A 14,476-nucleotide genomic window follows, 5' to 3' on the forward strand; every position below is an offset into this window, starting at 1 on the left:
AGTGCCCGTCCGGGCCCCGTGCAGCCCTAAGTAAGGCGCGTCACGGTGTGTTCTTCACCGCATAGTTGAGGGTGCGCTCGCCCAGCAGCGACTCGACGGTGTCCAGCGTGCCGAGGACGGTGCGCGCCACCTCCTCGGGCTCCCCGCCGGCCGCCACCAGCCGCAGCACCCCGTTGACCACGACGCTGGAGACCCAGGACAGCTGACTGGCGATGAGCATCGGCAGCGGGTCGTCCTCGTCGGCGCCGGTCTCCTCGCGCAGCGTGCGCCCCACGGCCTGGCAGATCAGCTCCTGCATCGTCAGGATCCGGGCGCTCAGCGCGGTGGACTCCTTGATGACCTCCATGAAGCGCCGGAAGCCCGGGTCGAGGCCGTCGGCGGTGCCCTCCTCCAGGCTGGTGCGCAGCGCCCGCAGCACCGCGTGGGCGGCGGACTCGCCGACCTCGCGCCCCTCGATGGCCCGCGAGAGCCGGTTGACCTGCTCGTCCTGGCGGTCGAAGAAGAGGTCCTCCTTGGCCGGGAAGTAGTTGTAGACGGTGTTGACGGACACGTCGGCGACGTCGGCGATCTCGGCGATGGTCACCGCGTCGAAGCCGCGCTCCAGGAACAGCCCCGTGGCCACGTCCGAGATGTGCTGCCGGGTCTGTCGCTTCTTCCGCTCCCGCAGCCCCTCGGTGCGCGGTGCCGCCGTGTGTGCCCTGCCGTCCATGCCCCCCATCCTAGCTTCGATGGATCCGCTTAATTTTTGGAGTCGTTGCAATTTTTAAGTGGCTATGTTTTTCTGGCGCCATGCCGAACCGACCCAGCGTCGTCACCACCGGGCTCGCCCGGACCTTCCAGACCAGGCGCGGCCCCGTCGAGGCCGTGCGCTCCATCGATCTCACCGTCGAGCGCGGCGAGATCCTCGGCTTCCTCGGCCCCAACGGGGCCGGCAAGACCACGACCCTGCGGATGCTCACCACGCTGCTGCCGCCGACCGGCGGCAGCGCCACCGTCGCCGGCTGCGACCTGGCCCGCGATCCGGCCGGCGTCCGCCGGAGGATCGGATACGTCGCCCAGTCCGGGGGCGTGGACCCGGCCGTGTCGGTGCGCGAGGAACTCACCACCCAGGGGCGGCTGTACCGGCTCTCCAAGGCCACGGCCGCCGCCCGCGCCGAGGAGCTCGCCGCCGAGCTGGACCTGACCGGGCTGCTGGACCGGAGGTGCTCCGCCCTCTCCGGCGGCCAGCGCCGCCGGCTGGACATCGCCATGGCCCTCATCCACCGCCCCGAGGTGCTCTTCCTCGACGAGCCCACCACCGGCCTGGACCCCGGCAGTCGGGCGGACCTGTGGGACCTGGTCCGCCGTATCCGCGCTGAGCGGGGCATGACCGTCTTCCTGACCACCCACTACCTCGACGAGGCGGACGCCCTCGCCGACCGGCTGGTCGTGGTCGACGGCGGCCGGATCGCCGCCGAGGGCACCGCCACCGCGCTCAAGGAGGCGTACGGCGGCTCGCCCGACGCCAGCCTGCAGGACACCTTCATCGCCATCACCGGACGCGGCGCCACGCCGGACGCCCCGGCCGCCCCGGTCGCGGTCTGACCGGCCCGGCCCCCACGGAGGAACCCACCCATGTCCCATGTCGTCTCCGACACCGGCCTGATCTTCGGCCGCTATCTGCGGCAGGCCCTACGGTCCAAGCTGGGCCTGGTCTTCGGGCTGCTGCAACCGCTGCTCTTCCTGGTGCTGTTCGGCCCGCTGCTCAAGCGGGTCGACCTCGGCGGCCGAGGTGACGCCTGGCAGACCCTGGTGCCCGGCCTGCTGGTCCAGCTCGGGCTGTTCAGCGCCGCCTTCGCCGGCTTCGGCATCCTCATCGAGAAGCAGCTCGGGATCATCGAGCGGATGCGGGTCACCCCGGTCAGCCGGCTGGCGCTGCTGCTCGGCCGGGTGCTCAAGGACGTCGTCCAACTCTTCGCGCAGTCCGTGCTGCTGGTGCTGGTCGCGGTCGCGATGGGGCTGCGCGCCCCGCTGCCGGGCGTGCTGATCGGCTTCCTGATCGTCGGCGCGCTGACCGTCTCGCTCGCCGCCCTGTCGTACGCGCTGGCCATGCGGGTCGGCGGCCCCCAGGAGTTCGCCCCCGTCGTCAACGCCGTCAACCTGCCCGCGATGCTGCTCTCCGGGCTGCTGCTGCCGATGTCGCTGGCCCCGCACTGGCTCGACGTGGTCTCGCACTTCGTGCCGTTCCGCTATCTCGTGGAGGGCGTGCGTGCCGCCTACGTCGGCGCGTACGGGGACGGAAAGGTCGCCCTCGGCCTGTCGGTGGCCGCGGCGCTCGCGCTGGCCTCCGTGACGCTCGGCACACGGGTGTTCCGCAGAACGGGCGCCTAGTTCGCGCGTACGCTCGGGGCATGGTCAATCTCACCCGCATCTACACGCGAACCGGGGACAAGGGCACCACGGCCCTCGGCGACATGAGCCGCACCGCCAAGACCGACCTGCGGATCTCCGCGTACGCCGACGCGAACGAGGCCAACGCCGCGATCGGGGTGGCCATCGCGCTGGGCGCGCTGCCCACCGAGGTCACCGAGGTCCTGACCCGCGTGCAGAACGACCTGTTCGACGTCGGCGCGGACCTGTGCACCCCGGTCGTCGAGAACCCCGAGTACCCGCCGCTGCGGGTCGAGCAGTCCTACATCGACAAGCTGGAGGCGGACTGCGACCGCTTCCTGGCCGACCTGGAGAAGCTGCGCTCCTTCATCCTCCCCGGCGGCACCCCCGGCGCGGCCCTGCTCCACCAGGCGTGCACGGTGGTCCGCCGGGCCGAGCGCTCCACCTGGGCCGCGCTGGAGCGGTACGAGGACTCCATGAACCCGCTCACCGCCACCTACCTCAACCGCCTCTCCGACCTGCTGTTCATCCTGGCCCGGACGGCGAACAAGGAGGTCGGGGACGTGCTCTGGGTGCCCGGCGAGAACCGCTGAGCCGGACCCGCACCGCCGGACACCGGACGGCCGGGAGACCCCGTCCGGCCGTCCCACCCGCCCCGGGGCGCGTCGTCAGAGAAGCGTCCGGGACCGGTCCTCGGAGCCGGTCGCGGTGGTCGCGGAGGGCGGGGCGGACTTGGGCCACAGGGTGTAGCTCAGCGCGATCGCCGCGTTGATGCCCATGACGAACAGCATCCGGATCTGCCACTGGCGCAGCGAGCCGGTCTCCCCGTCCCCCCCGACGTACCAGACGGCGGTCTGGAGCAGCGCGATGGCGATGGCGCAGGCGAGCATCCAGCGGCCGGCCTCCCGCCACTCGTACGCCATCCGCTCCCGGCCGTACTTCGGCTTCGCGGCCGGCGGCGGGCCGCCGGCGAAGCGGTGGGCGAAGCGGACGTCGGCCCACTTGATCACGCGATGGCCCATGGCGACGGTGAAGCCGATGTAGACCGCGGCGAGTCCGTGCTTGAAGTCCGGCTCGGCGCCGTTCTTCAGGTCGACGGCGGTCACCATCAGCAGCGTCAGCTCCAGCAGCGGCTCGCAGAGCAGCACCGCCACGCTCGCCCGGGGCATCCTCGCCAGGTAGCGCAACGCCAGGCCACCGGCCAGCAGCACCCAGAAGCCGACCTCGCAGATGACGATCAGCGTGACGATCACGACGCCGTCCTCCCACTCTCTCGTCCGTCGTGCACCCCCCAACCGTCTCGCGCCCGCCGGCCCGCCGCCTCGTCTCCGTAGAGGAATCCGGACTGCATCCTTCGATGTACCGCCCGCGCCCCACGCCCACCCGCGCGGGGAGGTCCGCACCCGTCCGACGTGCTGAGATGGACCCATGCAGCTGCGCCGCCCCGCCCGCCCCCACCGCGACGACGTGCTGATCGCCATAGCCGGGCTGCTCGGCGGGCTGATCCTGCTGGGGCTGGGGCTGACCAACGGTCCGATGCTGCTGGAGCTGCCCGGCTGGACCGTCCTGATCGCGCTCCTCGCCATGTGCGGCGCCGAACTGCTGCGCCGCACCGCCCCGCACACCGCGCTGACCATCGGCACGCTCGCGCTGGCCCTGGATCTCTGTACCCGCGGGCTGATCGCGAACATGGTGATGTTCACCGACCTCATGTACGCGGCCGTGCTGTACGGCAGCCCGTCCCTGGCCCGGCGGCTCCCCCGCACCTCCGAGCTGCTCACCGTGCTGGCGGCCGTCGTACCCCTGGCGATCTTCCGCCAGCCCGAGGCGCTGCTCCTCGGCGTCGGCACCGGGGTCCTCACGGTGGCCCCGGCCTGGACCGGCGCGATCATCCGCAACCACCGGGACGCGGCCGAGGCGGCCAAGCTGCGCGCCGAACAGACGGCGCTGCTGGCCGAGATGGACCGCACCCAGGCGGTCCAGGCCGAACGCGCCCGGATGGCGCGGGAGCTGCATGACATGGTGGCCAACCACCTCTCCGCGATCGCCATCCACTCCACCGCCGCGCTCTCCATCGACGAGCCCACGGCGACCCGGGAGGCGCTCGGGGTCATCCGGGAGAACAGCGTCCAGGGGCTGGCCGAGATGCGCCGGCTGATCGGGCTGCTGCGCGACGCGGGCGCCGAGGCCGAGCCGGCCGCCGCGCCCACGCTGGAGGGGCTGGACGCGCTGCTGGAACGGGCCCGGACCACCGCCGAGGCGGCACGCAGCGCCTCGGGCGAGACGGGCGGTGCGCGGCGGGCGGGCGAGGCCGCGGGCGGGCTGGAGTTCACCCTGTGTGACGAACGCTCCCCCACGGCGCCCCCGCTGCCGACGCCGGTGGAGCTGGCCGCCTACCGCATCGTGCAGGAGTCGTTGACCAACGCCGTCAAGCACGCGGGGCCGGGCGAGGTGCTGGTGACCCTCGGCCACGCGGACGGAGGGCTGCGGGTCCAGGTCACCAGCGCCTACGGCGACCGGCCCGGCCCCTCGGCTCCCGGTTCGGGCTCCGGGCTGCTCGGCATGGAGGAGCGGGTGGCGCTGCTGGGCGGCGAGTTCACCGCGGGGCCCGTCGCCACCGCTGCGGGGCACACCAGGAGTTGGCAGGTCACGGCGGTTCTGCCGGTGGATGAGGAGACGACACCATGATGATGACGGAGCCCGCTGAGCTCACTGAGCCCGCGGCCGGACCGGTGCGCGTGCTGGTCGCCGAGGACCAGTCCGCCGTGCGCGCCGGGCTGGTGCTCATCCTGCGCTCCTCCCCCGGCATCGAGGTGGTGGGCGAGGCCGCCGACGGCGAGGAGGCGGTGCGGCTGGCGCGCGAGCTGCGGCCGGACGTGGTGCTGATGGACATCCAGATGCCTCGGCTGGACGGCGTCTCGGCCACCCGCCAGGTGGTCGCCGAGGGGCTCGCCGATGTGCTGGTGCTGACCACCTTCGACCTGGACGAGTATGTCTTCGGCGCGTTGCGCGCCGGCGCGGCGGGCTTTCTGCTCAAGGACAGCGAGGCGGCCGACCTGGTCCAGGCGGTACGCACGGTGGCGCGCGGCGAGGGCCTGATCTCCCCCGCCGTGACCCGCCGTCTGATCGCCGAGTTCGCCCGCCCGCAGCCGGCGGCGCGGTCCGCGGGAGGGGCCGACCCCGCCGTGTTGGAGGCGCTGACCCGGCGTGAGCGCGAGGTGCTGGTGTGCCTGGGGCAGGGCCTGTCCAACGCCGAGATCGGGCGCCGGTTGGTGATGGCGGAGGCCACCGTCAAGACCCATGTCAGCCGACTGCTGGGCAAGCTGGAGCTGCGCAGTCGGGTGCAGGCGGCGGTGCTGGCACAGGAGTTGGGCCTGTGATCCCCCGCGGCTGACGCCCCGGCAGGCCCATCCGTTTCTCTGGTCCAGACCTCTTGACCGATGGTCCAGACCTTTCTACGCTCCCTGAACACTGCGGTGAGCACCCCCACGACACGCTCGCTCACCGGGCGGCGCAGGTTCCCCCGTACTACCCGACCCCCCCGTACGAGGAGCACCCGTGAGTTCAGGAACCTCCATACGCACCACACCCCCACGACCCCCACGGCACAGAGCGACCGCGGCCCTCGCCGCGTTTCTCCTCCCCCTGGCGACCCTCGTCGGCCTGGCCTCGGCAGCCCCCGCGCACGCCGCGGAGTCCGCCACCGCCACCTACTCGAAGGCCGCCGACTGGGGCGGCGGCTTCGAGGGGCGCTGGACGGTGAAGAACACCGGCACCACCACCCTCAACGGCTGGACCGTGGAGTGGGACTTCCCCGCCGGCACCACCGTCACCTCCTCCTGGGACGCCGACGTGACCGGCGGAAGCGGCCACTGGACCGCCAGGAACAAGGGGTGGAACGGCACCCTGGCCCCCGGCGCCTCCGTCACCTTCGGCTTCAACGGCACCGGATCCGGCTCCCCCAGCGGCTGCACGCTCAACGGCGGCTCCTGCGACGGCGGCTCACCACCCGGCGACGCGCCGCCGACGGCCCCCGGAGCGCCCACCGCCAGCAGTGTCGCCGACACCTCGGTGAAGCTGAGCTGGTCGGCCGCCACCGACGACAAGGGCGTCAAGAACTACGACGTGCTGCGCGACGGCACCAAGGTCGCCACGGTCACCACCACCTCGCACACGGACACCGGGCTGACCGCCGGCACCGACTACAGCTACACCGTCCGGGCCCGCGACACCGCCGACCAGACCGGCCCCGCCAGCGGCGCCACCGCCGTCCGCACCACCGGCGGAGACCCCGGCCCGGGTCCCGGCCCCGGCCCCGGTGACAAGGTGAAGCTCGGCTACTTCACCGAATGGGGCGTCTACGGCCGCGGCTACCACGTGAAGAACCTGGTCAGCAGCGGCACCGCGTCGAAGATCACGCACATCAACTACGCCTTCGGCAACGTCCAGGGCGGCAGGTGCACCATCGGCGACGGCTACGCCGCGTACGACCGGGCGTACAAGGCCGAGGAGAGCGTGGACGGCAAGGCCGACAGCTGGGACCAGCCGCTGCGCGGCAACTTCAACCAGCTGAAGAAGCTCAAGGCGAAGTACCCGCACATCAAGGTGCTGTGGTCCTTCGGCGGCTGGACCTGGTCCGGCGGCTTCGGCCAGGCCGCGCAGAACCCGGCGGCGTTCGCCCAGTCCTGCTACGACCTGGTCAACGACCCGCGCTGGGCCGGGCTCTTCGACGGCATCGACCTGGACTGGGAGTACCCCAACGCCTGCGGTCTGAGCTGCGACACCAGCGGCCCGGCGGCGTTCCGGAACATGGCGCAGGCGATGCGCGCCAAGTTCGGGAACAAGCTGGTCACCGCCGCGATCACCGCCGACGCCTCCTCCGGCGGCAAGATCGACGCGGCCGACTACGCCGGCGCCGCGCAGTACGTCGACTTCTACAACGTCATGACGTACGACTTCTTCGGCGCCTGGGCGGCCAAGGGCCCCACGGCCCCACACTCGCCGCTCACCTCGTACAACGGCATCCCGCAGCAGGGCTTCAACTCCGACGCGGCGATCCAGAAGCTGAAGGCCAAGGGCGTCCCGGGCAGCAAGCTCAACCTCGGGGTCGGCTTCTACGGCCGCGGCTGGACCGGCGTCACCCAGAAGGAGCCCGGCGGCACGGCCACCGGACCGGCGCCCGGCAGGTACGAGACGGGCATCGAGGACTACAAGGACCTCAAGGACCGCTGCGCCCCGAGCGGCACCGTCGCCGGCACCGCCTACGCGCACTGCGGCAGCGAGTGGTGGAGCTATGACACCCCGGCCACCATCGCCGGAAAGATGAACTATGTGAAGTCCCAGGGCCTGCGCGGCGCCTTCTACTGGGAGTTCAGCGGCGACACCGCGGGCGGTGAGTTGGCGACCGCCGTCAGCAACGGCCTCCGGTAACCCGGAAGCCCGGCCATGAAACCGGCCGGGGAGGCGGTGTCGCCCCCGCCTCCCCGGCCTCCCCTGACCGCGACAAGAACGCCCCCGGACTCCGTCCAGGGGCGCTTCTCACCTAAGCCACATTGACGCGTTGCCCGGGAGGCGCCGCCTCCAGCCAGGCCAGGAAGCCGGTCAGCGCGTCCTCGCTCATCGCCAGCTCCAGCCGCGTACCGCTGTGCATACAGGCGAGCACCACGGCGTCGGACAGCAGTGCGAGCTCTTCCTCGCCCTTGGGCGTACGGCGCTCCAGCACCTCGATGGACGAGCGCTCCAGCACCCGGCGCGGCCGGGGAGCGTAGGAGAACACGCGGAACCACTCGATCCGGTCACCGCTGTAGCGCGCGACCCCGTACACCCAGCCCTTGCCGCTGGGGTCGGAGTCGACCTCCGGGGCGTTCCAGCGCAGACTGCAGTCGAACGTCCCGCCGGACCGCTGGATCAGCCGTCGCCGCAGGCCGAAGACGAAGAGTCCCACCAGTACGAGCGCGACGACCACGCCGCTCACGAGCAGAGCGAGGACCATCTTCACCGACCTCCTCGCGTCATCCGGAAAAACCGCACCTGTATATCGCCTCAGCCGCGGACCGCCCTGGAGAATTCCAGCGCGATCCGCGGCTGAGGATCTGGACTGTCAGCGGCGGGCTCAGCGCTCGCCCGTCGCGGCGACCAGGCGAACCTCGGCGCGCCGCTCGGCGGCGGCGTCCGCCTCCGACTTGGCTCGCTCCAGCGCCCGCTCCGCGCGCTCGACATCGATCTCGTCGGACAGCTCCGCGATCTCCGCGAGCAGCGAGAGCTTGTCGTCCGCGAACGAGATGAAGCCACCGTGCACCGCGGCGACGACGGTCCCGCCGTCGCTGGTACGGATGGTCACCGGGCCGGACTCCAGCACACCGAGCAGCGGCTGGTGGCCGGGCATGACGCCGATGTCACCCGATGTGGTGCGCGCGATGACCAAGGTGGCCTCGCCGGACCAGACACTCCGGTCCGCCGCGACCAGCTCGACGTGCAGCTCAGCAGCCAACGTGGCTCCTCGGGTCTCCACCCGCCGGACATGACGGGTGTTGGGTCAAAGAATAACGGGCGTACGGAGAGGGGCGGGACGCGGCCCGCCCCTCTCACGCAGGCTCAGGGCTCCTCGAACACGGGGCCGAGGAGCACCGGACCTTAGGAGACGCCCAGCTCCTTGGCGTTCTTCTTGAGGTCCTCAAGGCCACCGCACATGAAGAAGGCCTGCTCCGGGAAGTGGTCGAACTCACCGTCGCAGATGGCGTTGAACGCCGCGATGGACTCGTCCAGCGGAACGTCCGAACCGTCGACACCGGTGAACTGCTTCGCCGCGTGGGTGTTCTGCGACAGGAAGCGCTCCACACGACGGGCGCGGTGGACGACCAGCTTGTCCTCCTCGCCGAGCTCGTCGATGCCGAGGATGGCGATGATGTCCTGGAGGTCCTTGTACTTCTGCAGGATGCCCTTGACGCGGGAGGCCGCGTCGTAGTGGTCCTGCGAGATGTAGCGCGGGTCCAGGATCCGGGAGGTGGAGTCCAGCGGGTCCACCGCCGGGTAGATGCCCTTCTCCGAGATCGGACGCGACAGAACGGTGGTCGCGTCCAGGTGGGCGAAGGTGGTCGCCGGCGCCGGGTCGGTCAGGTCGTCCGCGGGGACGTAGATCGCCTGCATCGAGGTGATCGAGTGACCACGGGTCGAGGTGATGCGCTCCTGGAGGAGGCCCATCTCGTCGGCCAGGTTCGGCTGGTAACCCACCGCGGACGGCATGCGGCCGAGCAGGGTGGAGACCTCGGAACCGGCCTGGGTGAAGCGGAAGATGTTGTCGATGAAGAACAGCACGTCCTGCTTCTGCACATCGCGGAAGTACTCCGCCATGGTCAGACCGGCCAGGGCGACGCGCAGACGGGTGCCCGGGGGCTCGTCCATCTGGCCGAAGACCAGCGCGGTCTTGTCGAGAACGCCGGACTCCTCCATCTCCTGGATGAGGTCGTTGCCCTCACGGGTGCGCTCACCGACACCGGCGAACACGGAAACACCCTCGTGCAGCTTGGCCACACGCATGATCATTTCCTGGATGAGGACGGTCTTGCCCACACCCGCGCCACCGAACAGACCGATCTTTCCACCCTTGACGTACGGGGTGAGAAGGTCGACGACCTTCAGGCCGGTCTCGAACATCTCGGTCTTGGACTCGAGGTCCTCGAACTTCGGGGCCTTGCGGTGGATCGCCCAGCGCTCGGACTCCTGGCCGTTCGTCTCCGGGACGTTCAGCACCTCACCGAGGGTGTTGAACACCTTGCCCTTGGTGAAGTCGCCGACCGGGACGGTGATGCCGTCGCCGGTGTCGGTCACCACGGCCTGGCGCACCAGACCGTCGGTGGGCTGCATGGAGATGGCGCGGACGACGCCCTCACCGAGGTGCTGCGCGACCTCGAGGGTCAGCGTCTTCTTCTTGCCCTCCTCGGCCGGGTCGGCGACCTCGACGGTCAGGGCGTTGTAGATCTCCGGCATCGCGTCGACGGGGAACTCCACGTCGACGACCGGGCCGATGACCCGGGCGACGCGGCCCGTGGCGACGGCCGTCTCAACAGTGGTGGTCATAACTCTCAGTCACTCCCCGCGGTCGCGTCGGCCAGGGCGCTGGCGCCACCGACGATCTCGCTGATTTCCTGGGTGATGTCGGCCTGGCGGGCCGCGTTGGCAAGCCGCGTGAGCGACTTGATGAGCTCCTCGGCGTTGTCGGTCGCCGACTTCATCGCCCGGCGGCGGGCGGCGTGCTCGGAGGCGGCCGACTGCAGCAGGGCGTTGTAGATGCGGCTCTCGACGTACCGGGGCAGCAGAGCGTCGAGGACATCCTCGGCCGACGGCTCGAAGTCGAAGAGCGGCAGCAGCTCGCCCTTCTTCTCCGTCTCCGCCGTGGACTCGTCGAGGCTGAGCGGCAGCAGCCGACGGTCGGTCGGCGCCTGCGTCAGCATCGAGACGAACTCGGTGAAGACGATGTGCAGCTCGTCGACGCCGCCCTCGGCGGTCTCCTTGGTCACGGCCTCGATGAGCGGGGCGCCGATCGCCTTGGCGTCCGCGTACGACGGGTTGTCGGTGAAGCCGGTCCACGACTCCGTGATCGCACGGCCACGGAAGCTGAAGTACGCCACACCCTTGCGCCCGACGACGTAGTTGACGACCTCCTTGCCCTCGGCGACGAGCCGCTCGGTGAGCTGCTCGGCCGCCTTGATGGCGTTGGAGGAGTAGCCGCCGGCCAGACCGCGGTCGCTCGTGATGAGCAGTACCGCGGCCCGCGTCGGGGCCTCCGCCTCAGTGGTCAGCGGGTGCTTGGTGGTGGAACCGGTCGCCACCGCGGTCACCGCGCGGGTCAGCTCGGTCGCGTACGGGGTCGAGGCGGCGACCTTGCGCTGCGCCTTGACGATCCGCGACGCGGCGATCATCTCCATCGCCTTGGTGATCTTCTTGGTGGCGGTGATGGTCTTGATGCGGCGCTTGTAGACCCGAAGCTGGGCGCCCATGCTCAGCCCTCACCCAGCAGCTTGCCGTCCGAGGTCTCGAACTGCCGCTTGAAGGAGGCGATGGCGTCGGCGACGGCCTGCAGGGTGTCGTCCGACATCTTGGCGCCCTCGCGGATGGAGGTCATCAGGCCCTTGTGCTCGCGGTGCAGGTAGTCCAGCAGCTCGCGCTCGAAGCGGCGGATGTCCTCGACCGGAACGTCGTCCATCTTGCCGGTGGTGCCGGCCCAGATGGAGACGACCTGGTCCTCGGTGGAGTACGGGGCGTACTGGCCCTGCTTCAGCAGCTCGACCATGCGCTTACCGCGCTCCAGCGCCGACTTCGAGGCCGCGTCCAGGTCGGAACCGAAGGCGGCGAACGCCTCCAGCTCGCGGTACTGGGCCAGGTCGACACGGAGGCGACCGGAGACCTGACGCATGGCCTTGTGCTGGGCGGAGCCACCGACACGGGAGACCGAGATACCGACGTTCAGCGCCGGGCGCTGGCCCGCGTTGAACAGGTCGGACTCCAGGAAGCACTGGCCGTCGGTGATGGAGATGACGTTGGTCGGGATGAACGCCGAGACGTCGTTCGCCTTGGTCTCGACGATCGGCAGGCCGGTCATCGAGCCCTTGCCCATCTCGTCGGAGAGCTTGGCGCAGCGCTCCAGGAGCCGGGAGTGCAGGTAGAAGACGTCACCCGGGTAGGCCTCACGGCCCGGCGGGCGGCGCAGCAGCAGGGACACGGCGCGGTAGGCGTCGGCCTGCTTCGAGAGGTCGTCGAAGACGATCAGAACGTGCTTGCCCTGGTACATCCAGTGCTGGCCGATGGCCGAGCCGGTGTAGGGGGCGAGGTACTTGAAGCCGGCCGGGTCGGACGCCGGAGCCGCGACGATCGTCGTGTACTCCAGGGCGCCGGCCTCCTCCAGCGCGCCGCGCACGGACGCGATGGTGGAGCCCTTCTGACCGACGGCGACGTAGATGCAGCGGACCTGCTTGTCCGGGTCGCCGGAACGCCAGTTGTCGCGCTGGTTGATGATCGTGTCGATCGCCAGGGCGGTCTTGCCGGTCTGGCGGTCACCGATGATCAGCTGGCGCTGGCCGCGGCCGATCGGGGTCATCGCGTCGACGGCCTTGAGGCCGGTCTCCATCGGCTCGTGGACCGACTTACGGGCCATGACGCCGGGAGCCTGGAGCTCCAGCGCACGGCGGCCCTCGGTCTCGATCTCGCCGAGGCCGTCGATCGGGTTGCCGAGCGGGTCGACGACGCGACCCAGGTAGCCCTCGCCTACGGCGACGGAGAGGACCTCACCGGTGCGCTGCACCGGCTGACCCTCCTCGATGCCGCTGAACTCGCCGAGGATGATCGCACCGATCTCGCGCTCCTCGAGGTTGAGGGCGAGACCGAGCGTCCCGTCTTCGAACTTCAGCAGCTCGTTCGCCATGGCCGAGGGCAGACCCTCGACCTTCGCGATGCCGTCGCCGGCAACGCTGACCGTACCGACCTCCTCGCGCGAGGCCGCGTCCGGCTTGTACGCCTGGACAAAGTTCTCCAGCGCGTCCCGGATCTCCTCCGGCCGGATCGTGAGCTCCGCCATCTGGGTTCCCTGCTCTCCTTGTTGGGCCCGAAGTGTTTCTGGGGGGTCTGGGGCCTGCCCCCGCGGCGATGCGCCGCGGGCCCCCAGGACTGCGTCGGCCCAACTCGGGCCGCTTACATGCTTGTTGAGTTGGTGGCTGCGTCAGCCGGCCATCCGCCGCGACGCCTCTGCGAGACGGTCCGCGATGGTGCCGTTGATGACCTCGTCGCCGATGCGCACCAGCACTCCGCCGTGGACCTCGGGGTCCACGTCCAGGTTCAGGTGCACCTGACGGCCGTAGATCTTGGCCAGGGCCGCGCCCAGCCGCTCCCGCTGCCGGTCGCTGAGCGGAACCGCCGAGGTGACCACGGCGACCACCCGGTCGCGACGCTCCGCGGCCAGCTTGGAGAGGGCGGTGAGGCCCGCTTCCAGGCTACGGCCACGCGGCTGAGCCACAAGGCGGACCACGAGCCGCTCGGTCACCGGGTTGGCCCGGCCGCCCAGCAGCCTGCTCAGCAGCTCGGCCTTGGCCTCACCGCTCACCGCGCGATCGGTCAGCGCGGCCCGCAGCTCGGTCGAGGAGGCGACGATCCGGGAGAACCGGAACAGCTCGTCCTCGACGTCGTCGAGGGTGCCGCGGCGCTGCGCGGACACCAGGTCGGCGCTGGCCGCCAGCTCCTCGAGCGCGTCCACCAGGTCGCGCGACTGCGACCAGCGGGACCGGACCATGCCGGAGACCAGATCGACGGCCTCGCCGCCCACCTGGGTGCCCAGCAGCCGCGCGACCAGCTCGGCCTTGGCCTCGCCGGTCTGCGCCGGGTCGGTGAGGACCCGGCGCAGCGAGACCTCGCGGTCGAGCAGCGCGGTGACGGAGGCCAGCTCCTCGGCGAGCTTCGCCGCGTCGACGGAGGTGTTGTCCGTCAGCGCGTTGAAGCGCTCGCGTGCGGCGGCCAGTGCCTCGCGGCTGGCTCCCATCATCGGGCGGCCTCGACCTTCTCCTCGGCCTTCGCCTCGAGCTCGTCGAGGAATCGGTCGATGACCCGGCCCTGCCGGGCGGAGTCCTCAAGCGCCTCGCCGACGAGCTTGCCGGCCAGGTCGGTGGCGAGCTTGCCCACGTCCTGGCGGAGCGTGGCGGCGGCCTGCTTGCGGTCGGCCTCGATCTGGGCGTGGCCGGCGGCGACGATCTCCTCGCGCTGCCGCTGCCCCTCGGCGCGCATCTCGGCGATGAGCGCGGCGCCCTGCTCCTGCGCCTCCTGGCGCATCCGGGCGGCCTCGTGACGGGCGTCGGCGAGCTGGGCCCGGTAGTCCTCGAGAACCTGCTGCGCCTCGGCCTGGGCGGCCTCGGCCTTCTCCATGCCGCCCTCGATCGCCTCACGGCGCTCGTCCAGAACCTTGTTGATGTTCGGGAGGAGCTTCTTGGCGAGGAAGAAGAGGACGATAGCGAAGGCGATCAGGCCGATGACAAGCTCTGGGATCGGCGGGAGGAGGGGGTTCTCGGCCTCCCCCTCGGACGCCAGCTGTACCAGGGCGTTCACATCAGTGCCTTTCGTCGGAATC

At 70.8% G+C, this 14,476-nt stretch carries 15 protein-coding genes; 6 read left to right on the top strand and 9 right to left on the bottom strand.

All coding sequences use genetic code 11. The features are described from left to right. Nucleotides 1-40: 40 nt before the first annotated feature. Complete coding sequence (locus tag LRS74_RS10090; protein ID WP_277740688.1) at nt 41-709, bottom strand: TetR/AcrR family transcriptional regulator; 669 nt, start codon at nt 707-709, stop codon at nt 41-43. Nucleotides 710-789: 80 nt separating this feature from the next. On the opposite strand from LRS74_RS10090, the gene LRS74_RS10095 reads away from it, so the two are divergent. The 3 genes from LRS74_RS10095 to LRS74_RS10105 are packed head-to-tail and all read left to right on the top strand — an operon-like array spanning nt 790 to nt 2,963. Further along, nucleotides 790-1,584: an ATP-binding cassette domain-containing protein gene (locus tag LRS74_RS10095; RefSeq protein ID WP_277740689.1), complete on the top strand. Its 795-nt coding sequence runs from the start codon at nt 790-792 to the stop codon at nt 1,582-1,584. A gap of 30 nt (nt 1,585-1,614) precedes the next feature. Continuing rightward, nucleotides 1,615-2,370 carry an ABC transporter permease gene (locus tag LRS74_RS10100; RefSeq protein ID WP_277740690.1) on the top strand — a complete coding sequence of 252 codons (756 nt, stop codon included), beginning with the start codon at nt 1,615-1,617 and terminating at the stop codon, nt 2,368-2,370. A gap of 20 nt (nt 2,371-2,390) precedes the next feature. Next, nucleotides 2,391-2,963 (top strand): cob(I)yrinic acid a,c-diamide adenosyltransferase, encoded by a 573-nt coding sequence (locus tag LRS74_RS10105; protein ID WP_277740691.1) that lies wholly within the window; start codon nt 2,391-2,393, stop codon nt 2,961-2,963. Between the two features lie 75 nt (nt 2,964-3,038). Here LRS74_RS10105 and LRS74_RS10110 read toward each other — a convergent pair whose 3' ends face one another. Next, complete coding sequence (locus tag LRS74_RS10110; protein WP_277740692.1) at nt 3,039-3,623, bottom strand: hypothetical protein; 585 nt, start codon at nt 3,621-3,623, stop codon at nt 3,039-3,041. 175 nt (nt 3,624-3,798) lie between these two features. Here LRS74_RS10110 and LRS74_RS10115 point away from each other — a divergent pair, with 175 nt between their 5' ends. The 3 genes from LRS74_RS10115 (at nt 3,799) to LRS74_RS10125 (ending at nt 7,800) form a co-directional block, all read left to right on the top strand. Further along, the gene (locus LRS74_RS10115; protein ID WP_277740693.1) at nt 3,799-5,058 is read left to right on the top strand and encodes a histidine kinase; all 1,260 of its coding nucleotides are present in this window, start codon (nt 3,799-3,801) and stop codon (nt 5,056-5,058) included. Continuing rightward, nucleotides 5,055-5,750, top strand: a complete 696-nt coding sequence (locus LRS74_RS10120) for a response regulator transcription factor (RefSeq protein ID WP_277740694.1) — start codon at nt 5,055-5,057, stop codon at nt 5,748-5,750. Before LRS74_RS10115 ends, LRS74_RS10120 begins: the two co-directional genes overlap by 4 nt. A 178-nt stretch (nt 5,751-5,928) precedes the next feature. Continuing rightward, nucleotides 5,929-7,800: a glycoside hydrolase family 18 chitinase gene (locus LRS74_RS10125; protein ID WP_277740695.1), complete on the top strand. Its 1,872-nt coding sequence runs from the start codon at nt 5,929-5,931 to the stop codon at nt 7,798-7,800. Nucleotides 7,801-7,912: 112 nt separating this feature from the next. On the opposite strand, the gene LRS74_RS10130 is transcribed toward LRS74_RS10125, so the two are convergent. The 7 genes from LRS74_RS10130 to LRS74_RS10160 all read right to left on the bottom strand — a co-directional run bounded on the left by LRS74_RS10130 (nt 7,913) and on the right by LRS74_RS10160 (nt 14,454). Continuing rightward, complete coding sequence (locus LRS74_RS10130) at nt 7,913-8,362, bottom strand: DUF2550 domain-containing protein (protein WP_277740696.1); 450 nt, start codon at nt 8,360-8,362, stop codon at nt 7,913-7,915. 120 nt (nt 8,363-8,482) lie between these two features. Next, a complete protein-coding gene (locus LRS74_RS10135) occupies nt 8,483-8,860 on the bottom strand; it encodes a F0F1 ATP synthase subunit epsilon (protein WP_277740697.1) in 378 nt (125 codons plus the stop codon). A gap of 143 nt (nt 8,861-9,003) precedes the next feature. Then, nucleotides 9,004-10,446 (bottom strand): F0F1 ATP synthase subunit beta, encoded by a 1,443-nt coding sequence (gene atpD / locus LRS74_RS10140; RefSeq protein WP_144381551.1) that lies wholly within the window; start codon nt 10,444-10,446, stop codon nt 9,004-9,006. Between the two features lie 5 nt (nt 10,447-10,451). Next, the gene (locus LRS74_RS10145) at nt 10,452-11,366 is read right to left on the bottom strand and encodes a F0F1 ATP synthase subunit gamma (RefSeq protein WP_277740698.1); all 915 of its coding nucleotides are present in this window, start codon (nt 11,364-11,366) and stop codon (nt 10,452-10,454) included. Between the two features lie 2 nt (nt 11,367-11,368). Beyond that, entirely contained in the window at nt 11,369-12,940 is a 1,572-nt protein-coding gene (gene atpA / locus LRS74_RS10150) for a F0F1 ATP synthase subunit alpha (RefSeq protein WP_144381549.1), read from the bottom strand. A gap of 141 nt (nt 12,941-13,081) precedes the next feature. Continuing rightward, nucleotides 13,082-13,897, bottom strand: a complete 816-nt coding sequence (locus LRS74_RS10155; protein WP_277740699.1) for a F0F1 ATP synthase subunit delta — start codon at nt 13,895-13,897, stop codon at nt 13,082-13,084. Continuing rightward, nucleotides 13,894-14,454, bottom strand: a complete 561-nt coding sequence (locus LRS74_RS10160; RefSeq protein ID WP_144381547.1) for a F0F1 ATP synthase subunit B — start codon at nt 14,452-14,454, stop codon at nt 13,894-13,896. Before LRS74_RS10160 ends, LRS74_RS10155 begins: the two co-directional genes overlap by 4 nt. Between the last annotated feature and the right edge of the window lie 22 nt (nt 14,455-14,476).

It is taken from the genome of Streptomyces sp. LX-29 (assembly GCF_029541745.1).
In the GTDB taxonomy this organism is placed as follows: domain Bacteria; phylum Actinomycetota; class Actinomycetes; order Streptomycetales; family Streptomycetaceae; genus Streptomyces.

What these genes read in the sequence shown, in the direction of transcription:
- LRS74_RS10090 (WP_277740688.1), bottom strand. Translation starts at nt 709, where the DNA reads ATGGACGGCAGGGCACACACGGCGGCACCGCGCACCGAGGGGCTGCGG.
- LRS74_RS10095 (WP_277740689.1), top strand. Translation starts at nt 790, where the DNA reads ATGCCGAACCGACCCAGCGTCGTCACCACCGGGCTCGCCCGGACCTTC.
- LRS74_RS10100 (WP_277740690.1), top strand. Translation starts at nt 1,615, where the DNA reads ATGTCCCATGTCGTCTCCGACACCGGCCTGATCTTCGGCCGCTATCTG.
- LRS74_RS10105 (WP_277740691.1), top strand. Translation starts at nt 2,391, where the DNA reads ATGGTCAATCTCACCCGCATCTACACGCGAACCGGGGACAAGGGCACC.
- LRS74_RS10115 (WP_277740693.1), top strand. Translation starts at nt 3,799, where the DNA reads ATGCAGCTGCGCCGCCCCGCCCGCCCCCACCGCGACGACGTGCTGATC.
- LRS74_RS10120 (WP_277740694.1), top strand. Translation starts at nt 5,055, where the DNA reads ATGATGATGACGGAGCCCGCTGAGCTCACTGAGCCCGCGGCCGGACCG.
- LRS74_RS10130 (WP_277740696.1), bottom strand. Translation starts at nt 8,362, where the DNA reads ATGGTCCTCGCTCTGCTCGTGAGCGGCGTGGTCGTCGCGCTCGTACTG.
- atpD (WP_144381551.1), bottom strand. Translation starts at nt 10,446, where the DNA reads ATGACCACCACTGTTGAGACGGCCGTCGCCACGGGCCGCGTCGCCCGG.
- LRS74_RS10145 (WP_277740698.1), bottom strand. Translation starts at nt 11,366, where the DNA reads ATGGGCGCCCAGCTTCGGGTCTACAAGCGCCGCATCAAGACCATCACC.
- atpA (WP_144381549.1), bottom strand. Translation starts at nt 12,940, where the DNA reads ATGGCGGAGCTCACGATCCGGCCGGAGGAGATCCGGGACGCGCTGGAG.
- LRS74_RS10155 (WP_277740699.1), bottom strand. Translation starts at nt 13,897, where the DNA reads ATGATGGGAGCCAGCCGCGAGGCACTGGCCGCCGCACGCGAGCGCTTC.